The following is an 18,377-nucleotide window of genomic DNA, read 5'->3' on the forward strand; positions in this document are numbered from 1 at the left end:
ATCCACCGCGAGCGTGATCTGTTCGTGATAATCCGGCGCGGCGGGATCAGCGCACGGCGAGCATCACGTCGACGACCGCGTCGAGCAGGGCGTCGACCTGCTCCTCGCGGTAGCCGCCGCGCACGGGCCGGAAGGCCGCCGCACGCACCTGCTCGACCGTGACGGGATCACCCGACTCGAAGTAGCGCGTGAGCCGATCCGTGACGAGATCCACCTCGTCCGCGGCGTATCCGTAGGCCAGCGGTCCGACGCGATCGAACCGCTCGCCCCGCGCGCGGCTCATCCGGTCCAGGATCACCTGCGCCTCACCACGGGCGCGATCCACCCACGCCTCGGCGCCGGACGACGCGATCGCACGCTCCCGCTCCCGCTCGGCGAAAGCGTCCTCGATCCGGCCCAGAGCGGCGTCCACCGCGGCGATCTGGTAGCCGCCCCGGCGCAGCGGGAAGGCGGCCTCGCGCACGGCCCGCGCGTCGAGCGCGGCCTGCCCCTGCTCGAACGTGCCGCGCGCCCGCGCGAGGAAGTCGTCGACCGCCTCGCGGTCGTAGCCCTTCTCCCGGCCCTCGGCCAGCGGGAACAGCAGGGCGCGGTCCGGCGTCGCCTCGGTCATGACACCGCCAGCGGCACGAGCAGGTGGTGCAGGACCAGGGCTGCGGTCGCGGAGGGCAGGATGCTGTCGAGCCGGTCGAGCACTCCCCCGTGACCGGGCAGCCACGAGCTCATGTCCTTGATGCCGAGGTCGCGCTTGACCATCGACTCGCTCAGGTCGCCGGCCGTCGCGGTGCCGACGATGACCGCGCCGATGATGAGCCCGCTCCACCACGGCAGGTCGAGCATGAACTGCGCGAGCAGCGCCCCCGCCGCGAGCGACGCGAGCACCGCCCCGCCGAAGCCCTCCCAGGTCTTCTTGGGGCTGATCTTCGGCGCCATGGGCGTGCGGCCGAAGGCCAGGCCCGCCGCGTAGGCGCCGGTGTCAGCGATCACGACGACGATGATGAACGCCAGCACCCACCACTCGCCGCCGGGCTCGCGCAGCAGCACGAGCGCGAGGCTGGTGAGGAACGGCACGTACAGCACGACGAACGCCCCGACGACGGCGTCCGCGAGCACGTCCGCGTAGACGCGGCCGTCCTGCGCGGCCATCTGACCGAGCAGGCGCCAGACGATCACCAGCGCGATGGAGGCGAACAGCATCGACCAGTGCAGCCAGAGGTCGCCGTAGTAGCCCGACACGAGCAGCAGCGCCAAGGCGGTCAGCTGCGGCACGAGGTCGATGCGTCGCCCGCCCGCCTGCAGCGCGCGCGACAGCTCGAACACGCCCAGCACGGCGACCGCCGCCGCGAACAGCGCGAAGATCGACTTCACGAACACCAGCGACGCGACCGTGACCGCGCCGATGCCGAGGCCGATCGCGATCGCGACGAACAGGTCGCGGCCGGTGCGCTGCTTGATCCGCTCGTTCCTCTCGTCGAACTGATCGCGCGCGTGTGTGGCGTGCATCTCGAACTCGCTGCGGGCCGCCCGGATCCGCGCCTGGAAGACCGCGCCGTGATCCGTGCGCGGCGTCTCGGGGATGACCTCGTGCTTCACCTCGGGCGGTGCGCCCGGCGGCGGCGTCGAGATGCCCCCGCGATCGGGCTCCGACGGCGCGAACGGCTCGGCCGGCGGTGCGCCGGCCGAGGTGCCCTCTGCCTCGGGAACGTCGGTCATGGGGTCAGACCTCGAGGAGTTCGGCCTCTTTGAGCTTGAGGGCCTCGTCGATCTTGTCGACGTGAGCCTTCGTGATCGCGTCGAGCTCCTTCTCGCCGCGCACGATGTCGTCCTCGCCGATCTCGTCCTTCAACGCGTCGAGGTCGTCCTTGATCTGCCGGCGGATGCCGCGGATGCGGACTTTGGCGTCCTCGCCCTTCGTGCGGACGAGCTTCACGAACTCCTTGCGGCGCTCCGTGGTCAGCTCGGGCATCGTGATCCGGATCATGTTGCCGTCGTTGCTGGGGTTCGCGCCCAGGTTCTGCATGTCGCGGATCGCGTCCTCGATCGCCTTGAGCGCCGACTTGTCGTACGGCGTCACGATGAGCGTGCGCGCCTCGGGGTTCGCGAGCGAGGCGAGCTGCTGCAGCGGCGTGGGCGTGCCGTAGTAGTCGACGAGGACCTTCTGGAACAGCTGGGGGTTGGCGCGACCGGTGCGGACGGTGGAGAAGTCCTCCTTCGCCGCTTCGAGGGCGCGGTCCATGCGAGAGGTGGCTTCGGCGAGGACGTCCGCGATCACGGTGACTCCATTCATCAGGGTGGTGCTCAGAGAGAGTTTAGTGGGCGCGCTGAGCGCGCTCTGGGAGGACGGCGCCGAGTCAGGCCGTGACGAGCGTGCCGATCTTCGCGCCGAGCAGCGCCTGCGTGACGTTGCCGGCCGGCTCCATGCCGAACACGCGCATGTCGATCCGGTTGTCCATGCACAGGCTGAACGCGGTCGAGTCGACGACCTTGAGGCCCTGCACGAGCGCGTCGGAGTAGCTGACCGTGTCGAGCTTGGTCGCGGTCGGGTCGGTGCGCGGGTCGGCGGTGTAGACCCCGTCGACGCCGTTCTTGGCGACCAGCACCTCGTCGGCGCCGATCTCGAGCGCGCGCTGCGCCGCGACCGTGTCGGTCGAGAAGTACGGCAGCCCGGCGCCGGCGCCGAAGATCACGACCCGCCCCTTCTCCATGTGGCGCTGCGCGCGGCGCGGGATGTAGGGCTCGGCGACCTGCGTCATCGCGATCGCGGACTGGACGCGCGTGGCGGCGCCGGCCTGCTCGAGGAAGTCCTGCAGCGCGAGCGCGTTCATCACCGTGCCCAGCATGCCCATGTAGTCGGCGCGGCCGCGGTCCATGCCGCGCTGGCTCAGCTCGGCGCCGCGGAAGAAGTTCCCGCCGCCCACGACGATGGCGACCTCGACCGTGTCGGTCGCGGCGGCGATCTCCCGCGCGATCTGGCTCACGACGTCCGGATTCACGCCCAGCTGGCCGCCGCCGAAGGCCTCGCCCGACAGCTTCAGCAGGACGCGGCGGCGTCCGGTCTTCTCATCGATCACGGGTGTGTTCCTCTCGTCGCGTTCCTACGCTACCGGTGAGGGTGGCAGCGACCCCTGCGCGCGCTCGGCGTCCCCAGACGGATCCGCGCGCGGAAAGGGGCCCGGATCACGCGGATCCGGGCCCCTCTGTGACGTCTTACGCGCCGACCTTGAAGCGGGCGAAGCCGGTCACGGTGATGCCGGCGGCGTCCGCCACCTGCTTCACGGATTGCTTGTCGTCCTTCGCGTACGCCTGGTCGAGCAGGGCGACCTGCTTGAAGTAGGCGTTGAGGCGACCCTCGACGATCTTCGGAAGGGCGGCCTCGGGCTTGCCCTCCTGGCGCGTGAGCTCGGTCACGAGCTCGCGCTCCTTCTCGACCTCGGCCTCGGGCACCTCGTCGCGCGTCAGGTACGACGGGTTGGCGAACGAGATGTGCTGGGCGATGCTGCGCGCCGTCTCGGCGTCGCCACCCGTGTAGGCGACGACGACGCCGACCTGCGGGGGCAGGTCCTTGCTGGTCTTGTGCAGGTACACCTGGAAGGCGTCGCCCGACAGCGTGCGCACGCGGCGCAGCTCGACCTTCTCGCCGATGATGGCGGCCTCGTCGTCGATCAGCTGCGCGACCGTCTGGCCGCCCGCGGGGGCGGCCAGCGCGGCCTCGGCCGAGTCGGCGCCGACGGCGGCGGCCGCGTCGGCCACCTTGTCGGCCAGCGCGATGAAGCGGTCGTTCTTCGCGACGAAGTCGGTCTCGCACGCGAGCTCGATCAGCGTGACCTTGCCGTACTGCTCGCGCGCGGCGACCAGGCCCTCGCTCGTCGAGCGGTCGGCACGCTTCGCGTTGCCCTTCGCGCCCTTGAGACGAAGGATCTCGACGGCCTTCTCGACGTCTCCGTCGGCCTCCTCGAGCGCCTTCTTGGTGTCGACCATGCCCGTGCCGAGCTGCTCGCGCAGCGCCTTGATGTCGGCGATGGTGAAGTTGGCCATTGTTTCTGGCTCCTCGGGTTCGGTGGATCCTGATCGGATCCGGACGACTTACTTCTCGGTGGTCTCGGCGGCCGGAGCATCGGCCTCGGCCGCGGGCTCCTCGGTGGCCTCGGCCTCAGCGGCGGGCGCCTCGGCGACCTCGGCCTCAGCGGCGGGCGCCTCGGTCTCGGTGGCCTCGGCGGCGGGCGCCTCGGTCTCGGCCGGGGTCTCGAGCAGCTCGCGCTCCCACTCGGCCAGCGGCTCGGCGTCGCCCTCGGGGTTGTGCTTCTGCTGCAGGCCCTCGGCGGCGGCGTCGGCGATGATGCGCGTCAGCAGGCCGACCGAGCGGATGGCGTCGTCGTTGCCCGGGATCGGGTACTGCAGATCGTCGGGGTCGACGTTCGTGTCGAGGATGCCGATGACGGGGATGCCGAGCTTCTTGGCCTCGTCGATCGCGAGGTGCTCGCGCTTGGCGTCGACGACCCACAGGGCCGACGGGGTGCGCGTGAGGTTGCGGATGCCGCCGAGCGACTTGTGGAGCTTGTCGAGCTCGCGCTTCTTGAGCAGCAGCTCCTTCTTCGTGAAGCCCGTGCCGGCCGGGTCGTTGAAGTCGAGCTCCTCGAGCTCCTTCATGCGCGCGAGGCGCTTCGACACGGTCTGGAAGTTGGTCAGCAGACCACCGAGCCAGCGCTCGTTGACGTAGGGCTGGCCGACGCGGGTCGCCTGCTCGGCGAGCACCTCCTGCGCCTGCTTCTTCGTGCCGACGAAGAGCACCGTGCCGCCGCGGGCGACGGTCTCCTTGACGAAGTCGTACGCCTTGTCGATGTACGTCAGCGACTGCTGGAGGTCGATGATGTGGATGCCGCTGCGCTCCGTGAGGATGAAGCGCTTCACCTTCGGGTTCCACCGACGGGTCTGGTGTCCGAAGTGCACGCCGCTGTCGAGCAGCTGGCGGATGGTGACCACAGCCATGGTCTGTCTCCTTGTTTCGCGGCGCGCACGGATCCGGGGATCCGGCTCGCGCCGATTGCGGTTTGATCTGCCGGTCGGTCGACCGGCGAGCCTGGTGCCCGGCGCACTTCCGCCCTCGCAGGGAGGGACCGGTGGGAGTGGATGCCGCGACGCTCATCCGGAGATGGGTTGTCGCTGTGGGCACGCGGAGTCATCCCGACACACGGGATGCGTCCTCCAGTGTATCAGGGCGGGGCCGTCCGGACGTCCGGCGGCGGGCGCCGTTCACCGGGGGTTCGGCCTGTCGTCCACAGGGGGCGGAGGCGCCGGATCCGCGCGGTCGGGCGGTGGATCCCGCGGCGGAACCCGCTCCCGGAGCCACGCTGGAGGAATGAGCGGTCTCGCGCGTCGGCTCCTCGCCGTGATCCTGCTGAGCGTCCTGCTGGCGGCGGCCCCCGCCGCGGCCGCGGGCGCGCCCGATCCGGAGTCCCGGATCGAGACGCCCGAGGTGTGGATCTGGCCCGTGACGGGAGGCGTGCGCCTCGTCGCGCCGTACATCGCCCCGGCTCACGCGTACGGACCCGGGCACCGCGGCGTCGACGTCGCGGCGGCGATCGGATCGGAGGCTGTGGCGCCCGCATCCGGCACCGTCGCGTTCGCGGGCACGGTCGTGGATCGCCCGCTCCTCACGATCGACCACGGCGGCGGGCTCGTCACCACGCTCGAGCCGCTGGAGGCGGACTTCTCCCCCGGCGACCCGGTGTCGCGCGGCGACGTGGTGGGACGGGTCGCGTCGGGCGGCCACGCGGCGCCCGGGTCGCTGCATCTGGGCGTGCGGCTCGACGGCGAGTACGTGAACCCGCTGCTTCTGCTCGGAGGCGTGCCTCGGGCGGTGCTGCTGCCCTGCTGCTAGGCGGGTTCTCCGGAGATGACCGCTTCTCAGGGCCACTCGGCGGCGGAGTCTCCTGAGAACGCGGCATCTCCTGAGGATCCGACGCGAGATCTCACGCGCGCGGGTGGGCGAGCCGGTAGGCGGCCGCGAGCCGCTCGGACGACACGTGCGTGTAGATCTGGGTGGTGCCGAGGCTCGCGTGGCCCAGCAGCTCCTGGACCGCGCGCAGATCGGCGCCGCCGTCGAGCAGATGCGTGGCCGCCGAGTGCCGCAGCGTGTGCGGGCCGACCGCGCTGGAGCCGAGCGCCGGCCCCACCTCTCGGGCGACCAGGTCGTACACGGCGCGGGAGCCGATCCGGCCGCCGCGCGTGCCGAGGAGCAGCGCCGGCCCGGATCCCGTCGCGCGCGCCGCGAGGGCCGGTCGCCCGCGCGTCAGGTATGCGTCGATCGCCCGCTTGGCGGGCGCCCCGAAGGGCACGACGCGCTCCTTCGACCCCTTTCCGAGCACGCGGACCGTGCCGCGATCCAGGTCGACGTCGTCGACGTCGAGACCGCACAGCTCCGAGACGCGGATGCCCGACCCGTAGAGCACCTCGAGCACCGCATGGTCTCGCAGCGCGACCGGGTCGCCATCCTGCGCCTGCCGCTCGAGACGGTCCAGGACGTCGCGCAGCGCGTCGGCCGTCGCGACGTGCGGCAGCGTGCGCCCCCGCTTGGGCGCCACGAGGCGGAGGCTCGGATCGGCCGCGATGAGCTGCTCCTCCTCCGCCCACCGGAAGAAGGTGCGGACGGCCGACGTGCGGCGCGCGATCGTCGAGCGCGCGTCGCCGCGCTGGGTCGCCTGCCACAGCCAGTCGCGCAGGTGCTCGAGGTCGACGTCGCCCAGGTCGATGTCGCCGACCACCGCGACGAGCCCGTGCAGGTCGTTGCGGTACGCGCGCACGGTCGCCGGCGAGAGCCGCCGCACCTTCTCGAGGTGCGCGGCGAACGCGTCGATCGCGCGGGTCAGCTGCACCGCTCCAGCTTCGCGCGTCTGCGCGCCGGCGGGCGCGCGACCCGCCCAGCGCTCAGTTCCCGTCGCGCTCGCGGCACGCTGCTCCCCGGCCGACGACGGCGTCAGGTCGCGCGCACGATCCGCCAGCCGTCGATCGACGACTCGACGCGGCCGTCGAGCTCGAGCAGTCCGAGCTCCGCCTGCACCTCTGCGAGGGACATGCCCGCGCGGCGCGCGATGTCGTCGAGCGTGCGCCAGACGCGGAGGCCGAGGGCGTCCAGCACCCGGATCGCCTCGGGGCGCGGGCGGTCCTCGCCGCGATGCTCCGCCGGCGCGTCCCACTCGCCGATCAGCTCCAGCACATCCGCGGCCCGGGTCACGCACGTGGCGTCGAACTCGCGCATCAGGCGGTGACAGCCCTCGGAGGTCGCGCTCGTCACGGAACCGGGCACGGCGCCGAGGGGCCGGCCGAGCGCGGCCGCATGCCCGGCCGTGTTGAGCGAGCCGCTGCGCCAGCCGGCCTCGACCACGACCGTCGCGGCGCTCACGGCCGCGATGAGCCTGTTCCGCTGCAGGAAGCGCCACTTGGTCGGCGTCCCGCCGGGCGGGACCTCCGCGATCACCGCCCCGTGCTCCGCGATCCGGGCGAACAGGTGCGCGTGCGCGGCCGGGTACACGCGATCCGCCCCGCCCGCGACGAATGCGACGGTGCGTCCTTCGACGCCGAGCGCCGCGCGGTGCGCCGCGCCGTCGACGCCGTACGCGCCGCCCGACACGATCGCGACGCCCTGCGCGGCGAGCTCCCCCGCGAGCATCCCGGACACGTGCTCGCCGTAGGGCGTCGCCGCCCGGGCGCCGACGAGCGACGCCGAGCGCCCCAGGCCGCCGAGGGCCTCCGGATCGCCGCGCACCCAGAGCGCGAGCGGCGCGTGCTCGCCGAGGTCGTCGAAGCGCTCGGACCAGATGCGGCCCTCCGGCGTCAGCACCGTGAGACGCGCCCTCGCGCCTGCCTCGGCGAGCCCCGCGATCATGCGGGCGTCGAGCCGCGGCAGCCAGCGCTTCAGCGCGGTCTGGAGATCGCGCGCCGTCACGCCGGGGATGTCCGGGACCGGCACGCCCGCCGCGAGATCCTCCACCAGCTGCAGGGCCGCCACCGGGCCGCACGCGGTCACAAGGCGGCCCGTGACGCCCTCGCCCGGCTCGGCGAGGGCGCTCCACGCGACACGCGCGGCCAGGATCTCCGGATCGTCCGCGGCCGACGCCAGCCGATCGACCGCGCGCCGCAGGGCCGGATCCGTCAGCAGGCCCGTCGTGCTCTCGTTCACCGCGTCACCCCTTTCTTGAGGAACAGCGCCTGGCCGACATCCGCGGCCGCCGGCTCGTCGCGGCCGGCCAGATCGGCGAGCGTCCACGCGAGCCGCAGGATCCGGTCGTAGCCGCGCAGCGTGATCGCACCGCGCTGCAGCGCCACCTCGAGCGTGCGGCGCGCCTCGGCGGCGATCGGCCGCGGACCCTGGCGCAGCCACGCGCCCGGCACGTCCGCGTTCACACGCCACGGCGTCCCGCGCAGGCGGTGGGCCGCGCGCTCCCGCGCGGCGGCGACCCTCTCGCGGGCCTGGGCCGTGCTCACACGCGGCCCGCCGTCCTCCCGCGTCGACGCCACGCGCTGCAGCCTCAGGTCGATGTCCATGCGGTCCAGCAGCGGACCGGACAGCTTCGCGAGGTACCGGCGCACGACGCTCGGCGCGCACGTGCAGGTGCCGCCGCGGACGCCGTACTCGCCGCACGGGCACGGGTTGGTGGCGAGCACGAGCTGGAACCGCGCGGGGAACTCCGCCCGGAACCCCGCGCGGTGGATCTCGATGCGCCCCTGCTCGAGCGGCTGCCGCAGCGCGTCCAGCACGCCTCCCGGCGCCTCCGCCGCCTCGTCGACGAACAGAACCCCGCGGCTGGCCCGCGCGATCGCGCCCGGCCGGGCGGTGCGCGACCCGCCGCCGACCAGCGCCGCCACCGACGCCGAGTGATGCGGCGCCTCGAACGGCGGGGTGCGATCCAGGGCGGTGACCGGCTCGCCGGCCAGCGAGCGCAGGGACGCGACCTCGAGCGCCGCCTCGTCGTCGAGCGCGGGCAGGATGCCCGGCAGCCGCCGCGCGAGCATCGTCTTGCCCGCCCCGGGCGGCCCCGACATCAGCACGTGGTGGCCGCCGGCGGCGGCCGCGATCAGGGCCTCGACCGCGGCGGGCTGACCGACGATCTCGGAGAGGTCGGAGCGGTCGCCCGCGCGCAGGACCAGCGCCTCCCCGGGCACGGGCTCGACGTCGGGCACGTCGATGTCGGCGCCGTGCCAGCGCGCCACCTGCGCGAGCGACGCCGCCCCGAGCACCTCGACCCCGGGGACGAGCTCCGCCTCCGCGAGGTTCGCGTGCGGCACGACGAACCGGTCGAACCCGCGTCGGGCGGCGGCGTGCACGGCCGGCAGCACGCCGGGCACCGGACGCAGCCTGCCGTCGAGCCCGAGCTCGCCGATGTGCAACGTGCGGGCGAGCGAGTCGACGGACATCAGCCCCTCGGTCGCCACCGCGGCCAGGGCGATGGCGAGGTCGAAGCCCGTGCCCTGCTTGGGCAGCGCCGCGGGCGACAGGTTGACCGTGACCCGCCGGTCGGGCAGCCGCATGTCGCTGTTCTCGCACGCGTTCATGACCCGGCGGTGCGCCTCGCGCAGCGCCTGGTCTCCCATGCCGATGATCCGGAACTCCGGCGTCTGCGCCGTGATGTCCGCCTCGACATCCACGAGCTCGCCCCGCAGGCCGGTCAGCGCGACGGCCCACGTGCGCGCGACGCGTCCCCCGCTCATCGCAGCCGCTCCAGGTGCTCGATCGCGCCGGTCGCGGGATCGCCGCCGATGATCGCGATCCCGTCGACCCGGATCCGCCGGGAGCGCGCGTCGTCGGGGTGCGCCCGCGCCCACGCCAGGGCGAGCCGCCACAGGCGGGCGAGCTTGCGCTCGTCGATCGCGGCGAACGGGTGCCCGTAGGCGATGCCGCTGCGCGTCTTGACCTCGACGATCACCAGCCGATCGCCCTTCGCCGCCACGATGTCGATCTCGCCGTCCGCGCACCGCCAGTTCCGATCCAGGATCGCGTAGCCGCACCGCGTCAGGTGCGCCGCCGCCCGTTCCTCACCCGCTCGCCCGAGCTCGTCCTTGCGTGCCATGCCCCGAGCGTGGCGGGATCCATCACCCCGGATGCGCCGGGTGGCGCCGCACGCGAACAAGGCGGACCGGTCGCGACCTGTGGACGACAGATCGGTGCCTCGGGCCCGTCATAGGATGGACGCACCATGGATGACGAGGTCTTCGACGACTACGACCGCGAGCTCGAGCTCGCTCTCTACCGGGAGTACCGAGACGTCGTCTCGCAGTTCCAGTACGTGATCGAGACGGAGCGACGGTTCTACCTCGCCAACGACGTCAGCGTCGTGCGTCACGACACCGAGCACGACTTCTACTTCGAGCTGACGATGACGGACGTCTGGGTCTGGGACATCTACCGCGCCGACCGCTTCGTGAAGTCGGTGCGCGTGCTGACGTTCAAGGACGTCAACATCGAGGAGCTCACCCGGCGCGACTTCCAGCTGCCCGACGAGCTGTCGCTCGACGGCAAGTAGTCAGAACAGCGTCGGCGCGTCGGCGATCGCCCACGAACGCCGGTGGTGGGCGCTGAGCCCGACCTCGCGGATCGCCGCGCGGTGCACCGCGCTCGCGTAGCCCTTGTTGCTCTGCCACTCGTAGGCCGGGTGGTCGTCGTGCAGCGCGACCATGCGCGCGTCGCGCGCGACCTTCGCGATCACCGACGCGGCGGACGCCGACGCGCAGTCGCGATCCGCCTTGATCACGGGGCGCACCGCCAGGCGCGAGGCCGCGACCGGGTTGATATAGTCGTGGTTGCCGTCCAGCAGGACGACGCCCGTGGCCGGCGCGAAGCCGAGCTCCTCGAGCGCCGCCAGCGCCCGCACGGCCGCCAGCCCGAGCGCCCGGATGATGCCGACCTCGTCGATCTCCTCCGCCTCCGCCCAGCCGATGGCGCTCGCCAGCACCCACTCGGACGCGCGCTCGGCGACCTCGGCACGCCGAGGCTCGGGGACGAGCTTCGAGTCGCGGAGCCCGACCGGGACCCGGCGCCGCGCCGACCGCGCGTCGACGACCGATGCGCCCACGGCGACCGGGCCCGCGAGCGCGCCGCGTCCGACCTCGTCGCACGCGAACACGAGCGGCGTCTCGCGCAGCAGCCGCCGCTCGAGCGACAGGGTGGGCACGGCGACGGCCATCAGCCCTGCTCGCCCTCGGGATCCGGGACGCCGGCGAACACCTCGTGCCGCGCGTCGATGCCGCCGAACCGGTCGAACGGCCACGTCCGCAGGAACACCCTGCCCACCACGTTGCCCTGGGGGACGAAGCCCTCCCCCGGCTGGTCGGTGTTGTATCGGGAGTCCTGTGACTTGTCGCGATTGTCGCCCATGACCCACAGCGCGCCCTCCGGCACCGTGACGTCGAACGCGTCGTTCGAGGCCTGGCGATCGCCGGTCGGCAGCTTCAGGTAGTCGAGCTCGTCGACGGGAACGCCGTTGATCGACATCTGCCCGAGCGCGTTGCAGCACACCACGTGGTCGCCCGGCAGTCCGATGATCCGCTTCACGAGGTGGTCGTCCGAGTCGGAGGCCGACAGCCCCACGAGGCTCAGGACCCAGTCGACGCCCGCCTCGAAGGGCGTGTGCTCGACCTCGGGCGCGGGCGGCAGCCAGCCGCCCGGGTCGCGGAACACCACGACGTCGCCCCGCGAGTACCCGGCCCAGTGCGGAGTTAGCTCGTCGACCAGGATCCGGTCGTCGATGATGAGCGTGTCCTCCATGGACGCCGACGGGATGAAGAACGACCGCACCACGAAGGTCTTGACGAGGAACGAGACGAGCACCGCGATGACCACGATCACGAGCACGTCGCGCAGGAAGCTCAGCCAGCCGCGCGTGCGTCCGCGGGTCTCGGGGACGGCTTCCGCCTCGCGCCGGTCGCGGCGGGAAAGGGGTGCCGCGGACGCGGGAGGATCGCTGCTCATGGGTTCCTTCGACTGCTCGCGCGCCGCTCGCGGGGCGCTCCATCCAGGGTCGCATATCCGGATGTCGGGAACGTACGGCGTGCCGACGATCGGACGGATCCGGATCGCGCCCTCATCGAGAAACGACGGAACCCCGCGACCGGAGTGGTCGCGGGGTTCCGTCGATGAGGCGCCGGCTCAGCCGCGCTTCTCCTTGATCTTCGCCTTCTTGCCGCGGAGGTTGCGGAGGTAGTAGAGCTTGGCGCGGCGCACGTCACCGCGGGTCACGACCTCGATGTGGTCGATGACCGGCGAGTGCACCGGGAAGGTGCGCTCCACGCCGACCTGGAAGCTGATCTTGCGGACCGTGAAGGTCTCGCGCACGCCGCCGCCCTGACGCGCGATGACGGCGCCCTGGAACACCTGGATGCGCGAGCGGTTGCCCTCGATGATGTTCACGTGCACCTTGACGGTGTCGCCGGGGGCGAAGGCGGGGATGTCGGAGCGGAGCGAGGCCGCGTCGACGACGTCGAGGATTTGCATGTCGGATCACTTCCTGCGGCCGCCACAGGCCGACCGCGTTGAGTTCAAGAGCGAGGTGGGTGTTGTGCTGTGAGGCCTGAAGGCCCTCGGCTCCCCTGCAGCAGAGCGGCGAAGCGAGCGCAGCGACGGCTGCACCGGCCACGGCACAAGGATCCATTATGGCATGTTTTCCGCCCGGGGCACACTCGCTTCGCTCGTCCCACGGCGCCGCCGTCGTACGAGGATCGTCAGCGCCGTTCGTCGATGACGATGACGCCGGTCGGCGGGGCCGGGCGGGTCAGCGCGGCCTCGCGCCACAGCTGCCGGATCTGCAGCCACAGCACGCCGACGGCGGCGAGGATCGCGAGCGTCAGGCTCAGCCCGAACCAGGCCTCGCTGAACAGGCCGACGACGATCGTCAGCACGTGCCACACGCCGAATCCCGCGACGTCGAGCCACGACACCATGCCCGTGCGCCGCACGGACGGACGCGCGCGGTTCAGCAGCGTGAATCCGGCCTGCGCGACGAACACCGACGGCAGCGCGACGAACAGGACCCAGAGGAACGCCCATCCGCCGGCGTCGGAGATCCCCCAGCCGATCAGCAGCCACAGGGGCAGCACGAAGGCGGCCGGCCAGAGCCAGCGGGAGAAGATGCGTCGGAGCGCCATACCGCGATGGTAGATCGCACCCGGCGCGAACCGGCCCTCGCATAGGGAAGGCACAGCCGCCTATCGGCGACAATGGTTCTCGAGCGAGAGGACCCTCATGATCGAACTGCGCACTCCGGCCGAGATCGAGCAGATGCGGCCCGTCGGCCGGTTCGTCGCGGAGACCCTCGCGAGCCTCCGCGCCGACACGAAGGTCGGTACGAACCTGCTGGCGATCGACCGTCGCGCGCACGAGCTGATCCGCAAGGCGGGCGCGGAATCGTGCTACATCGACTACCACCCGTCGTTCGGCGCCAGCCCGTTCGGCAAGGTCATCTGCACGTCCGTGAACGACGCGGTCCTGCACGGGCTTCCGCACGACTACGACCTCCGCGACGGCGACCTCGTCACGCTCGACTTCGCCGTGTCGCTGAACGGCTGGGTCGCCGACTCCGCGGTGTCGTTCGTCGTCGGGACGCCCCGCGACGAGGACCTGGCTCTCATCGACACGACCGAGCGAGCGCTCGACGCGGCGATCGCGGCGGCCCGGGCCGGCAGCCGCACGGGCGACATCTCCGCGGCGATCGCGGCGGTCGCCCATGCCGAGGGGCTCAGCATCAACACCGACTTCGGGGGCCACGGCGTGGGCCGCGAGATGCACGGCGACCCGCACATCGCCAACAACGGCCGCCCGGGGCGCGGCTACCCGCTCAAGCCGGGCCTGGTCATCGCGATCGAGCCGTGGTTCCTGCAGACGACGGACGAGCTCATCACGGACCCGGACGGCTGGACGCTGCGCAGCGCGGACGGCTCGCGCGGCGCGCACTCCGAGCACACCATCGCGATCACCGAGGACGGCCCGATCGTCCTGACCGACCGCACCGGCCTCTGACGCCGGACCTCACATCCCCGCCGCGCGGGACGTGAGGGAATCGTTCGCTCGGGGTAACCGAACGCCGCGGGGGCGCGAAACACGCGGTTCCTAGCGTGGGCACATGACCGCCTCGACCTCCGCACCCCGCCGCATCGCCGTCGTCGGCGCCGGCATGGTGGCGCACCGCTTCGTCGAGAGCCTGCTCAGCCGGGCCGGCGATGTCCGCGTGACCCTCATCGGCGAGGAGGGTCGGCCGCCGTACGACCGCGTGGGCCTCACGGGCTTCTTCGCCGGCTCTTCCGCCGACGACCTCACGCTCGACCCCCTGGACGACGAGCGCGTCTCGTTCGCCGCCGGCGATCCCGCGATCCGGATCGACCGAGCCGCCCGGATGGTCGTCACGCGCTCGCGCCGCGAGGTCGCGTACGACGCTCTCGTGCTCGCCACCGGATCGTACGCCGCACGCCCCGGCGTGGACGGCGCCGAGCTTCCGGGCACGTTCGTGTACCGCACGCTCGACGACGTCGCGGCGCTGCGCGCGTTCGTGACGGCCCGCTCGGCGCAGCTCGGCCGACCGCTCGCCGGCACCGTGATCGGCGGCGGCCTGCTGGGCCTCGAGGCCGCGGGCGCGCTGCAGGGCCTCGGGGTCGACGCGACGGTCGTGCAGTCCTCCGACCGCCTGATGTCCGCGCAGCTCGATCTCGCGGGCGGCTCGACGCTGCGTCGCCTGATCGAGAGCCGCGGCATCGCCGTGCGCGCGGAGAGCCGCACGACCCGCCTGGATCAGGATCACTCGGGCCACGTCACCGGCCTGGAGTTCCGCGACGGCTCGTACGAGCGCACCGACGTCGTGGTGTTCACGGTGGGCGTGCGCCCGCGCGACGAGCTCGCCCGCGACGCGGGCCTCGAGATCGGCCCGCTCGGCGGCGTCGCGATCGACGCGGGCTGCGCGACGAGCGATCCGGCGATCCTGGCGATCGGCGAGGTCGCCGCCTACGAGGGCCGCACGGTCGGCCTGGTCGCGCCCGGCTACGCCATGGCCGAGGTCGCGGCGGACCGGCTGCTCGGCGGCGGCGCCGTGTTCCCCGGCTACGACGACGCGACCAAGCTCAAGCTGTCGGGCGTGGACGTCGCGAGCTTCGGCGACGCGTTCGCGACCACCCCGGGCGCGCTCGACGTGGTCTACGCCGACCCCGTGTCGGGCGTCTACAAGAAGCTCGTGCTGTCGGACGATGCCAGGACGCTGCTGGGCGGCATCCTCGTCGGCGATGCCTCGGCGTACGGCTCGCTGCGGCCGCTGGTCGGCAGCGCGCTCGGCGCGGATCCCGCCGCCTACCTCATGCCCGAGGGCGGCGTCGAGGCACCCGCCGGCGACCTGCCGGACGACGCGATCGTGTGCTCGTGCTCATCGGTGACGGCGGGGCGGATCCGCGGCGCGGTGCACGAGGACGGCTGCGCCGACGCGACCGCCGTGAAGGCGTGCACGAAGGCGGGCGCGACCTGCGGATCCTGCTTCACGATGGTCAAGAAGATCGTCGGCAAGGAGCTCGCGGCCCTCGGCCAGACCGTCAGCAACGCGATGTGCGAGCACTTCGACCTGTCGCGGCGACAGCTGTTCGACGCCATCCGAGTGTCCGAGCTGACGACGTTCAGCGCGATCATCGAGCGCTTCGGCCGCGGCCGCGGCTGCGACGTCTGCAAGCCGGCGATCGCGAGCATCCTGTCGGGGCTCGTCGGATCCCACGTGCTCGACGGCGAGAACGCGACCCTGCAGGACACGAACGACCACGTGATGGCGAACCTGCAGAAGGACGGCTCGTACTCGGTCGTCCCTCGGATGCCCGGCGGCGAGGTGACGCCCGAGGGCCTGATCGCGGTCGGCCAGATCGCGAAGGACTTCGGGCTCTACACGAAGATCACGGGCGGCCAGCGCGTCGACATGTTCGGCGCGCGCCTCGAGCAGCTGCCCCTCATCTGGCGGCGCCTGGTGGACGCGGGCTTCGAGTCGGGCCATGCCTACGGCAAGTCGCTGCGCACCGTGAAGTCCTGCGTCGGGTCGACGTGGTGTCGCTACGGTGTGCTCGACTCGGTCGGCATGGCGGTGCGGCTCGAGCTGCGGTACCGGGGTCTGCGCGCCCCGCACAAGTTCAAGCTCGGTGTCTCGGGCTGCGCCCGCGAGTGCGCCGAGGCACGAGGCAAGGACGTCGGCGTCATCGCGACCGAGAACGGCTGGAACATGTACGTCGGCGGCAACGGCGGCTTCACGCCCCGCCACGCCGAGCTGCTGGCCGAGGGCCTGTCCGACGACGCGCTGCTCACGGCGATCGACCGGTTCTTCATGTACTACATCCGCACGGCCGACCGCCTGCAGCGCACCGCGCCGTGGTTCCAGGAGCTCGAGGGCGGCATCGAGGAGCTCCGCCGCGTCATCTTCGAGGACAGCCTCGGGATCTGCGCCGACCTCGACGCGCAGATGGCCCGCCACATCGCGAACTACGAGGACGAGTGGGCCGCCACGCTGCGCGACCCGGAGAAGCTGAAGCGCTTCGCGTCGTTCGTGAACGCGCCCGACACGCCGGATCCGTCGCTCGCGTACGTGCCGGAGCGCGGCCAGGTGCGCCCCGCGTCCGCCGAGGAGCGCGCGGCGGGATCCGTCCTGATCGCCGGAACCACGCTGGAGGTGCGCCGATGACCACGCTCGAGCAGCCCACCGAGGCCCGGGCGGGCGACGCCGCGCGCGGGTGGGTGCGGGTGTGCCGCGTGAGCGACCTCGAGGTCGAGCGCGGGCGGGCCGCGCTGCTCGGCGGCGCCACCCAGATCGCGCTGTTCCTGCTGGCCGACGGCACCGTGCGCGCCGTGTCGAACTACGATCCCTACGGCGGCGCGCACGTGCTCTCGCGGGGGATCGTCGGGACGAAATCACTCGGAAACACGCCACAACCGTCCGGAAACACGGCCCTGCCACACTCGCCTCAGGACGAGACGCGCGAGGACGTGCCCACGATCGCCTCCCCTTTGCACAAGCAGGCGTGGGACCTCCGCACCGGGATGGTGGTGGAGACCCAGGGCAGGGATGCGCGCGACATCCCCGTCTGGCCGGTCGCGGTGCGCGACGGCGAGGTCCTGGTGAAGTGGGAGGAGCCGCGATGACCACCATGCTGGGGGTGTCGCTCGCCGGACGCGACGTGCTGTTCGCGGGGGGCGGATCGGTCGCCGCGCGCCGCCTGCCCCGGCTGCTCGAGGAGGGCGCCCGGATCCGGATCGTCGCGCCCGCGCTGTCCGCCGAGACGGCGGAGATCGTGGAGAGCCACGGGATCGCCTGGACCGCCCGCGAGGTGCGCGAGGCCGACGTCGCCGACGCCTGGTTCGTGCACACCGCCACCGGCAGCGCCCGGGTGGACGCCGACGTCGCGGCCTGGTGCGAGCGCTCCCGGACGTTCTGCGTGAACGCATCCGACGGCGCGCACGGCTCGGCCCGCCTGACCGCCGAGACGCGCTCGGGCGACGTGATCGTGGCCGTGGCCTCGGACGCGGGGGTCGATCCGCGCCGCGCGGCACGCGTGCGCGACGCGATCGCGTCGCTGCTCGAGCGCGGCGCCCTGCCCGTGCGCCGGGTGCGCGCGAGCGCCCGAGGCCGCGTCGCCCTCGTGGGCGGCGGCCCGGGTCCCGTCGACCTGATGACCGTGCGGGCACGGCGCCTGCTCGCGGAGGCCGACGTCGTGATCGCCGACCGCCTGGGACCCGTCGACGTGCTGACCGAGCTGGATCCCGAGGTCGAGGTGATCGACGTCGGCAAGCGCCCGGGCCACCACCCCGTGCCGCAGGACGAGATCAACGCCATGATCGTGGCGCGCGCGCGGGCCGGGCACCGCGTGGTGCGGCTCAAGGGCGGCGACCCGTTCGTGTTCGGGCGCGGCGGCGAGGAGGTCGCGGCGTGTCTCGAGGCCGGCGTGCCGGTCGAGGTCGTGCCCGCGCCGTCCTCCGCCGTCGCCGTGCCGCAGGCCGCCGGCATCCCCGTCACCCACCGCGGCGTGTCGGGGGCGATGCACGTCGTGAACGGCCAGGGCGAGCTCACGGCAGGCACGCTCGCCGCGCTCGCGGACGACGCCGTGACGACCGTGGTGCTGATGGGCGTGGCGGCACTCGAGCGGATCGCCGAAGGCGCGCTCGCCGCCGGGGCGCCGCTCTCCCGGCCGGTCGCGATCGTCGAGAGCGGCCACACGCCACAGCAGCGCACGACCCGCACGACCCTGGGCGCGGCCGTGGCCGACGCGCGCGCCGCGGGGGTGCGCAACCCCGCCGTGATCGTGATCGGCGAGGTGGCCCGTCCCGACCTGCTGCTGCCCGCGCCTGCCGCCGAGCGCGCGCACGCGCGCTGAGCCGTCCTTCACGC

20 protein-coding genes are annotated in these 18,377 nt (G+C 72.8%); 6 read left to right on the forward strand and 14 right to left on the reverse strand.

Features of this window, described 5'->3' with window-relative positions; translation table 11 throughout:
* Window positions 1-46: 46 nt before the first annotated feature.
* From AAD528_RS02460 to rpsB, 6 genes are all read right to left on the reverse strand, one after another.
* The gene (locus AAD528_RS02460; RefSeq protein ID WP_345750441.1) at window positions 47-610 is read right to left on the reverse strand and encodes a DivIVA domain-containing protein; all 564 of its coding nucleotides are present in this window, start codon (window positions 608-610) and stop codon (window positions 47-49) included.
* The gene (locus tag AAD528_RS02465) at window positions 607-1,710 is read right to left on the reverse strand and encodes a phosphatidate cytidylyltransferase (protein WP_345750442.1); all 1,104 of its coding nucleotides are present in this window, start codon (window positions 1,708-1,710) and stop codon (window positions 607-609) included. Before AAD528_RS02465 ends, AAD528_RS02460 begins: the two co-directional genes overlap by 4 nt.
* A gap of 4 nt (window positions 1,711-1,714) precedes the next feature.
* On the reverse strand, window positions 1,715-2,269 hold the full coding sequence (frr, locus tag AAD528_RS02470; RefSeq protein WP_345750744.1) for a ribosome recycling factor: 555 nt from the start codon (window positions 2,267-2,269) through the stop codon (window positions 1,715-1,717).
* Between the two features lie 79 nt (window positions 2,270-2,348).
* Window positions 2,349-3,068 (reverse strand): UMP kinase, encoded by a 720-nt coding sequence (gene pyrH, locus AAD528_RS02475; protein WP_345750443.1) that lies wholly within the window; start codon window positions 3,066-3,068, stop codon window positions 2,349-2,351.
* Window positions 3,069-3,204: 136 nt separating this feature from the next.
* Window positions 3,205-4,032 carry a translation elongation factor Ts gene (tsf, locus tag AAD528_RS02480; RefSeq protein WP_345750444.1) on the reverse strand — a complete coding sequence of 276 codons (828 nt, stop codon included), beginning with the start codon at window positions 4,030-4,032 and terminating at the stop codon, window positions 3,205-3,207.
* A 48-nt stretch (window positions 4,033-4,080) separates the two neighbouring features.
* On the reverse strand, window positions 4,081-4,983 hold the full coding sequence (rpsB, locus tag AAD528_RS02485) for a 30S ribosomal protein S2 (protein WP_345750445.1): 903 nt from the start codon (window positions 4,981-4,983) through the stop codon (window positions 4,081-4,083).
* Window positions 4,984-5,353: 370 nt separating this feature from the next.
* On the opposite strand from rpsB, the gene AAD528_RS02490 reads away from it, so the two are divergent.
* On the forward strand, window positions 5,354-5,875 hold the full coding sequence (locus AAD528_RS02490; protein WP_345750446.1) for a murein hydrolase activator EnvC family protein: 522 nt from the start codon (window positions 5,354-5,356) through the stop codon (window positions 5,873-5,875).
* 91 nt (window positions 5,876-5,966) lie between these two features.
* Here AAD528_RS02490 and AAD528_RS02495 read toward each other — a convergent pair whose 3' ends face one another.
* The 4 genes from AAD528_RS02495 to AAD528_RS02510 all read right to left on the reverse strand — a co-directional run bounded on the left by AAD528_RS02495 (window position 5,967) and on the right by AAD528_RS02510 (window position 10,061).
* Window positions 5,967-6,869, reverse strand: coding sequence for a tyrosine recombinase XerC (locus AAD528_RS02495; protein ID WP_345750447.1), 903 nt, complete (start codon window positions 6,867-6,869; stop codon window positions 5,967-5,969).
* A 101-nt stretch (window positions 6,870-6,970) separates the two neighbouring features.
* Window positions 6,971-8,173, reverse strand: a complete 1,203-nt coding sequence (gene dprA, locus AAD528_RS02500) for a DNA-processing protein DprA (protein WP_345750448.1) — start codon at window positions 8,171-8,173, stop codon at window positions 6,971-6,973.
* Window positions 8,170-9,702, reverse strand: a complete 1,533-nt coding sequence (locus tag AAD528_RS02505) for a YifB family Mg chelatase-like AAA ATPase (protein ID WP_345750449.1) — start codon at window positions 9,700-9,702, stop codon at window positions 8,170-8,172. The genes dprA and AAD528_RS02505 overlap by 4 nt, the downstream gene beginning before the upstream one ends.
* A complete protein-coding gene (locus tag AAD528_RS02510) occupies window positions 9,699-10,061 on the reverse strand; it encodes a YraN family protein (RefSeq protein ID WP_345750450.1) in 363 nt (120 codons plus the stop codon). Before AAD528_RS02510 ends, AAD528_RS02505 begins: the two co-directional genes overlap by 4 nt.
* A gap of 126 nt (window positions 10,062-10,187) precedes the next feature.
* Between AAD528_RS02510 and AAD528_RS02515 the strand changes: the two genes are divergently transcribed.
* Window positions 10,188-10,514 (forward strand): DUF2469 domain-containing protein, encoded by a 327-nt coding sequence (locus AAD528_RS02515; RefSeq protein ID WP_345750451.1) that lies wholly within the window; start codon window positions 10,188-10,190, stop codon window positions 10,512-10,514.
* Here AAD528_RS02515 and rnhB read toward each other — a convergent pair whose 3' ends face one another.
* The 4 genes from rnhB to AAD528_RS02535 form a co-directional block, all read right to left on the reverse strand.
* Window positions 10,515-11,174, reverse strand: a complete 660-nt coding sequence (gene rnhB / locus AAD528_RS02520) for a ribonuclease HII (RefSeq protein WP_345750452.1) — start codon at window positions 11,172-11,174, stop codon at window positions 10,515-10,517.
* Window positions 11,174-11,959, reverse strand: coding sequence for a signal peptidase I (gene lepB / locus AAD528_RS02525; protein ID WP_345750453.1), 786 nt, complete (start codon window positions 11,957-11,959; stop codon window positions 11,174-11,176). The genes rnhB and lepB overlap by 1 nt, the downstream gene beginning before the upstream one ends.
* 177 nt (window positions 11,960-12,136) lie before the next feature.
* A complete protein-coding gene (gene rplS / locus AAD528_RS02530) occupies window positions 12,137-12,481 on the reverse strand; it encodes a 50S ribosomal protein L19 (protein WP_345750454.1) in 345 nt (114 codons plus the stop codon).
* A gap of 227 nt (window positions 12,482-12,708) precedes the next feature.
* Window positions 12,709-13,131 (reverse strand): MFS transporter permease, encoded by a 423-nt coding sequence (locus AAD528_RS02535; RefSeq protein WP_345750455.1) that lies wholly within the window; start codon window positions 13,129-13,131, stop codon window positions 12,709-12,711.
* 97 nt (window positions 13,132-13,228) lie between these two features.
* On the opposite strand from AAD528_RS02535, the gene map reads away from it, so the two are divergent.
* From map to cobA, 4 genes are all read left to right on the forward strand, one after another.
* Window positions 13,229-14,002, forward strand: a complete 774-nt coding sequence (map, locus tag AAD528_RS02540; RefSeq protein ID WP_345750456.1) for a type I methionyl aminopeptidase — start codon at window positions 13,229-13,231, stop codon at window positions 14,000-14,002.
* Window positions 14,003-14,105: 103 nt separating this feature from the next.
* Window positions 14,106-16,676: a nitrite reductase large subunit NirB gene (gene nirB, locus AAD528_RS02545; protein ID WP_345750457.1), complete on the forward strand. Its 2,571-nt coding sequence runs from the start codon at window positions 14,106-14,108 to the stop codon at window positions 16,674-16,676.
* Complete coding sequence (locus AAD528_RS02550; protein WP_345750458.1) at window positions 16,673-17,134, forward strand: nitrite reductase (NAD(P)H) small subunit; 462 nt, start codon at window positions 16,673-16,675, stop codon at window positions 17,132-17,134. Before nirB ends, AAD528_RS02550 begins: the two co-directional genes overlap by 4 nt.
* Window positions 17,131-18,363 carry a uroporphyrinogen-III C-methyltransferase gene (gene cobA, locus AAD528_RS02555; protein ID WP_345750459.1) on the forward strand — a complete coding sequence of 411 codons (1,233 nt, stop codon included), beginning with the start codon at window positions 17,131-17,133 and terminating at the stop codon, window positions 18,361-18,363. Before AAD528_RS02550 ends, cobA begins: the two co-directional genes overlap by 4 nt.
* The last annotated feature ends 14 nt before the right edge of the window (window positions 18,364-18,377 follow it).

This window comes from Microbacterium rhizophilum, assembly GCF_039605615.1.
Classification (GTDB): Bacteria; Actinomycetota; Actinomycetes; order Actinomycetales; family Microbacteriaceae; genus Microbacterium; species Microbacterium rhizophilus.

Bases quoted from the DNA above. Each gene is read 5' to 3' on its own strand.
- AAD528_RS02460 (WP_345750441.1), bottom strand. From the start codon at position 610: ATGACCGAGGCGACGCCGGACCGCGCCCTGCTGTTCCCGCTGGCCGAG.
- AAD528_RS02465 (WP_345750442.1), bottom strand. From the start codon at position 1,710: ATGACCGACGTTCCCGAGGCAGAGGGCACCTCGGCCGGCGCACCGCCG.
- tsf (WP_345750444.1), bottom strand. From the start codon at position 4,032: ATGGCCAACTTCACCATCGCCGACATCAAGGCGCTGCGCGAGCAGCTC.
- rpsB (WP_345750445.1), bottom strand. From the start codon at position 4,983: ATGGCTGTGGTCACCATCCGCCAGCTGCTCGACAGCGGCGTGCACTTC.
- AAD528_RS02490 (WP_345750446.1), top strand. From the start codon at position 5,354: ATGAGCGGTCTCGCGCGTCGGCTCCTCGCCGTGATCCTGCTGAGCGTC.
- AAD528_RS02505 (WP_345750449.1), bottom strand. From the start codon at position 9,702: ATGAGCGGGGGACGCGTCGCGCGCACGTGGGCCGTCGCGCTGACCGGC.
- AAD528_RS02510 (WP_345750450.1), bottom strand. From the start codon at position 10,061: ATGGCACGCAAGGACGAGCTCGGGCGAGCGGGTGAGGAACGGGCGGCG.
- AAD528_RS02515 (WP_345750451.1), top strand. From the start codon at position 10,188: ATGGATGACGAGGTCTTCGACGACTACGACCGCGAGCTCGAGCTCGCT.
- rnhB (WP_345750452.1), bottom strand. From the start codon at position 11,174: ATGGCCGTCGCCGTGCCCACCCTGTCGCTCGAGCGGCGGCTGCTGCGC.
- lepB (WP_345750453.1), bottom strand. From the start codon at position 11,959: ATGAGCAGCGATCCTCCCGCGTCCGCGGCACCCCTTTCCCGCCGCGAC.
- rplS (WP_345750454.1), bottom strand. From the start codon at position 12,481: ATGCAAATCCTCGACGTCGTCGACGCGGCCTCGCTCCGCTCCGACATC.
- AAD528_RS02535 (WP_345750455.1), bottom strand. From the start codon at position 13,131: ATGGCGCTCCGACGCATCTTCTCCCGCTGGCTCTGGCCGGCCGCCTTC.
- map (WP_345750456.1), top strand. From the start codon at position 13,229: ATGATCGAACTGCGCACTCCGGCCGAGATCGAGCAGATGCGGCCCGTC.
- nirB (WP_345750457.1), top strand. From the start codon at position 14,106: ATGACCGCCTCGACCTCCGCACCCCGCCGCATCGCCGTCGTCGGCGCC.
- AAD528_RS02550 (WP_345750458.1), top strand. From the start codon at position 16,673: ATGACCACGCTCGAGCAGCCCACCGAGGCCCGGGCGGGCGACGCCGCG.
- cobA (WP_345750459.1), top strand. From the start codon at position 17,131: ATGACCACCATGCTGGGGGTGTCGCTCGCCGGACGCGACGTGCTGTTC.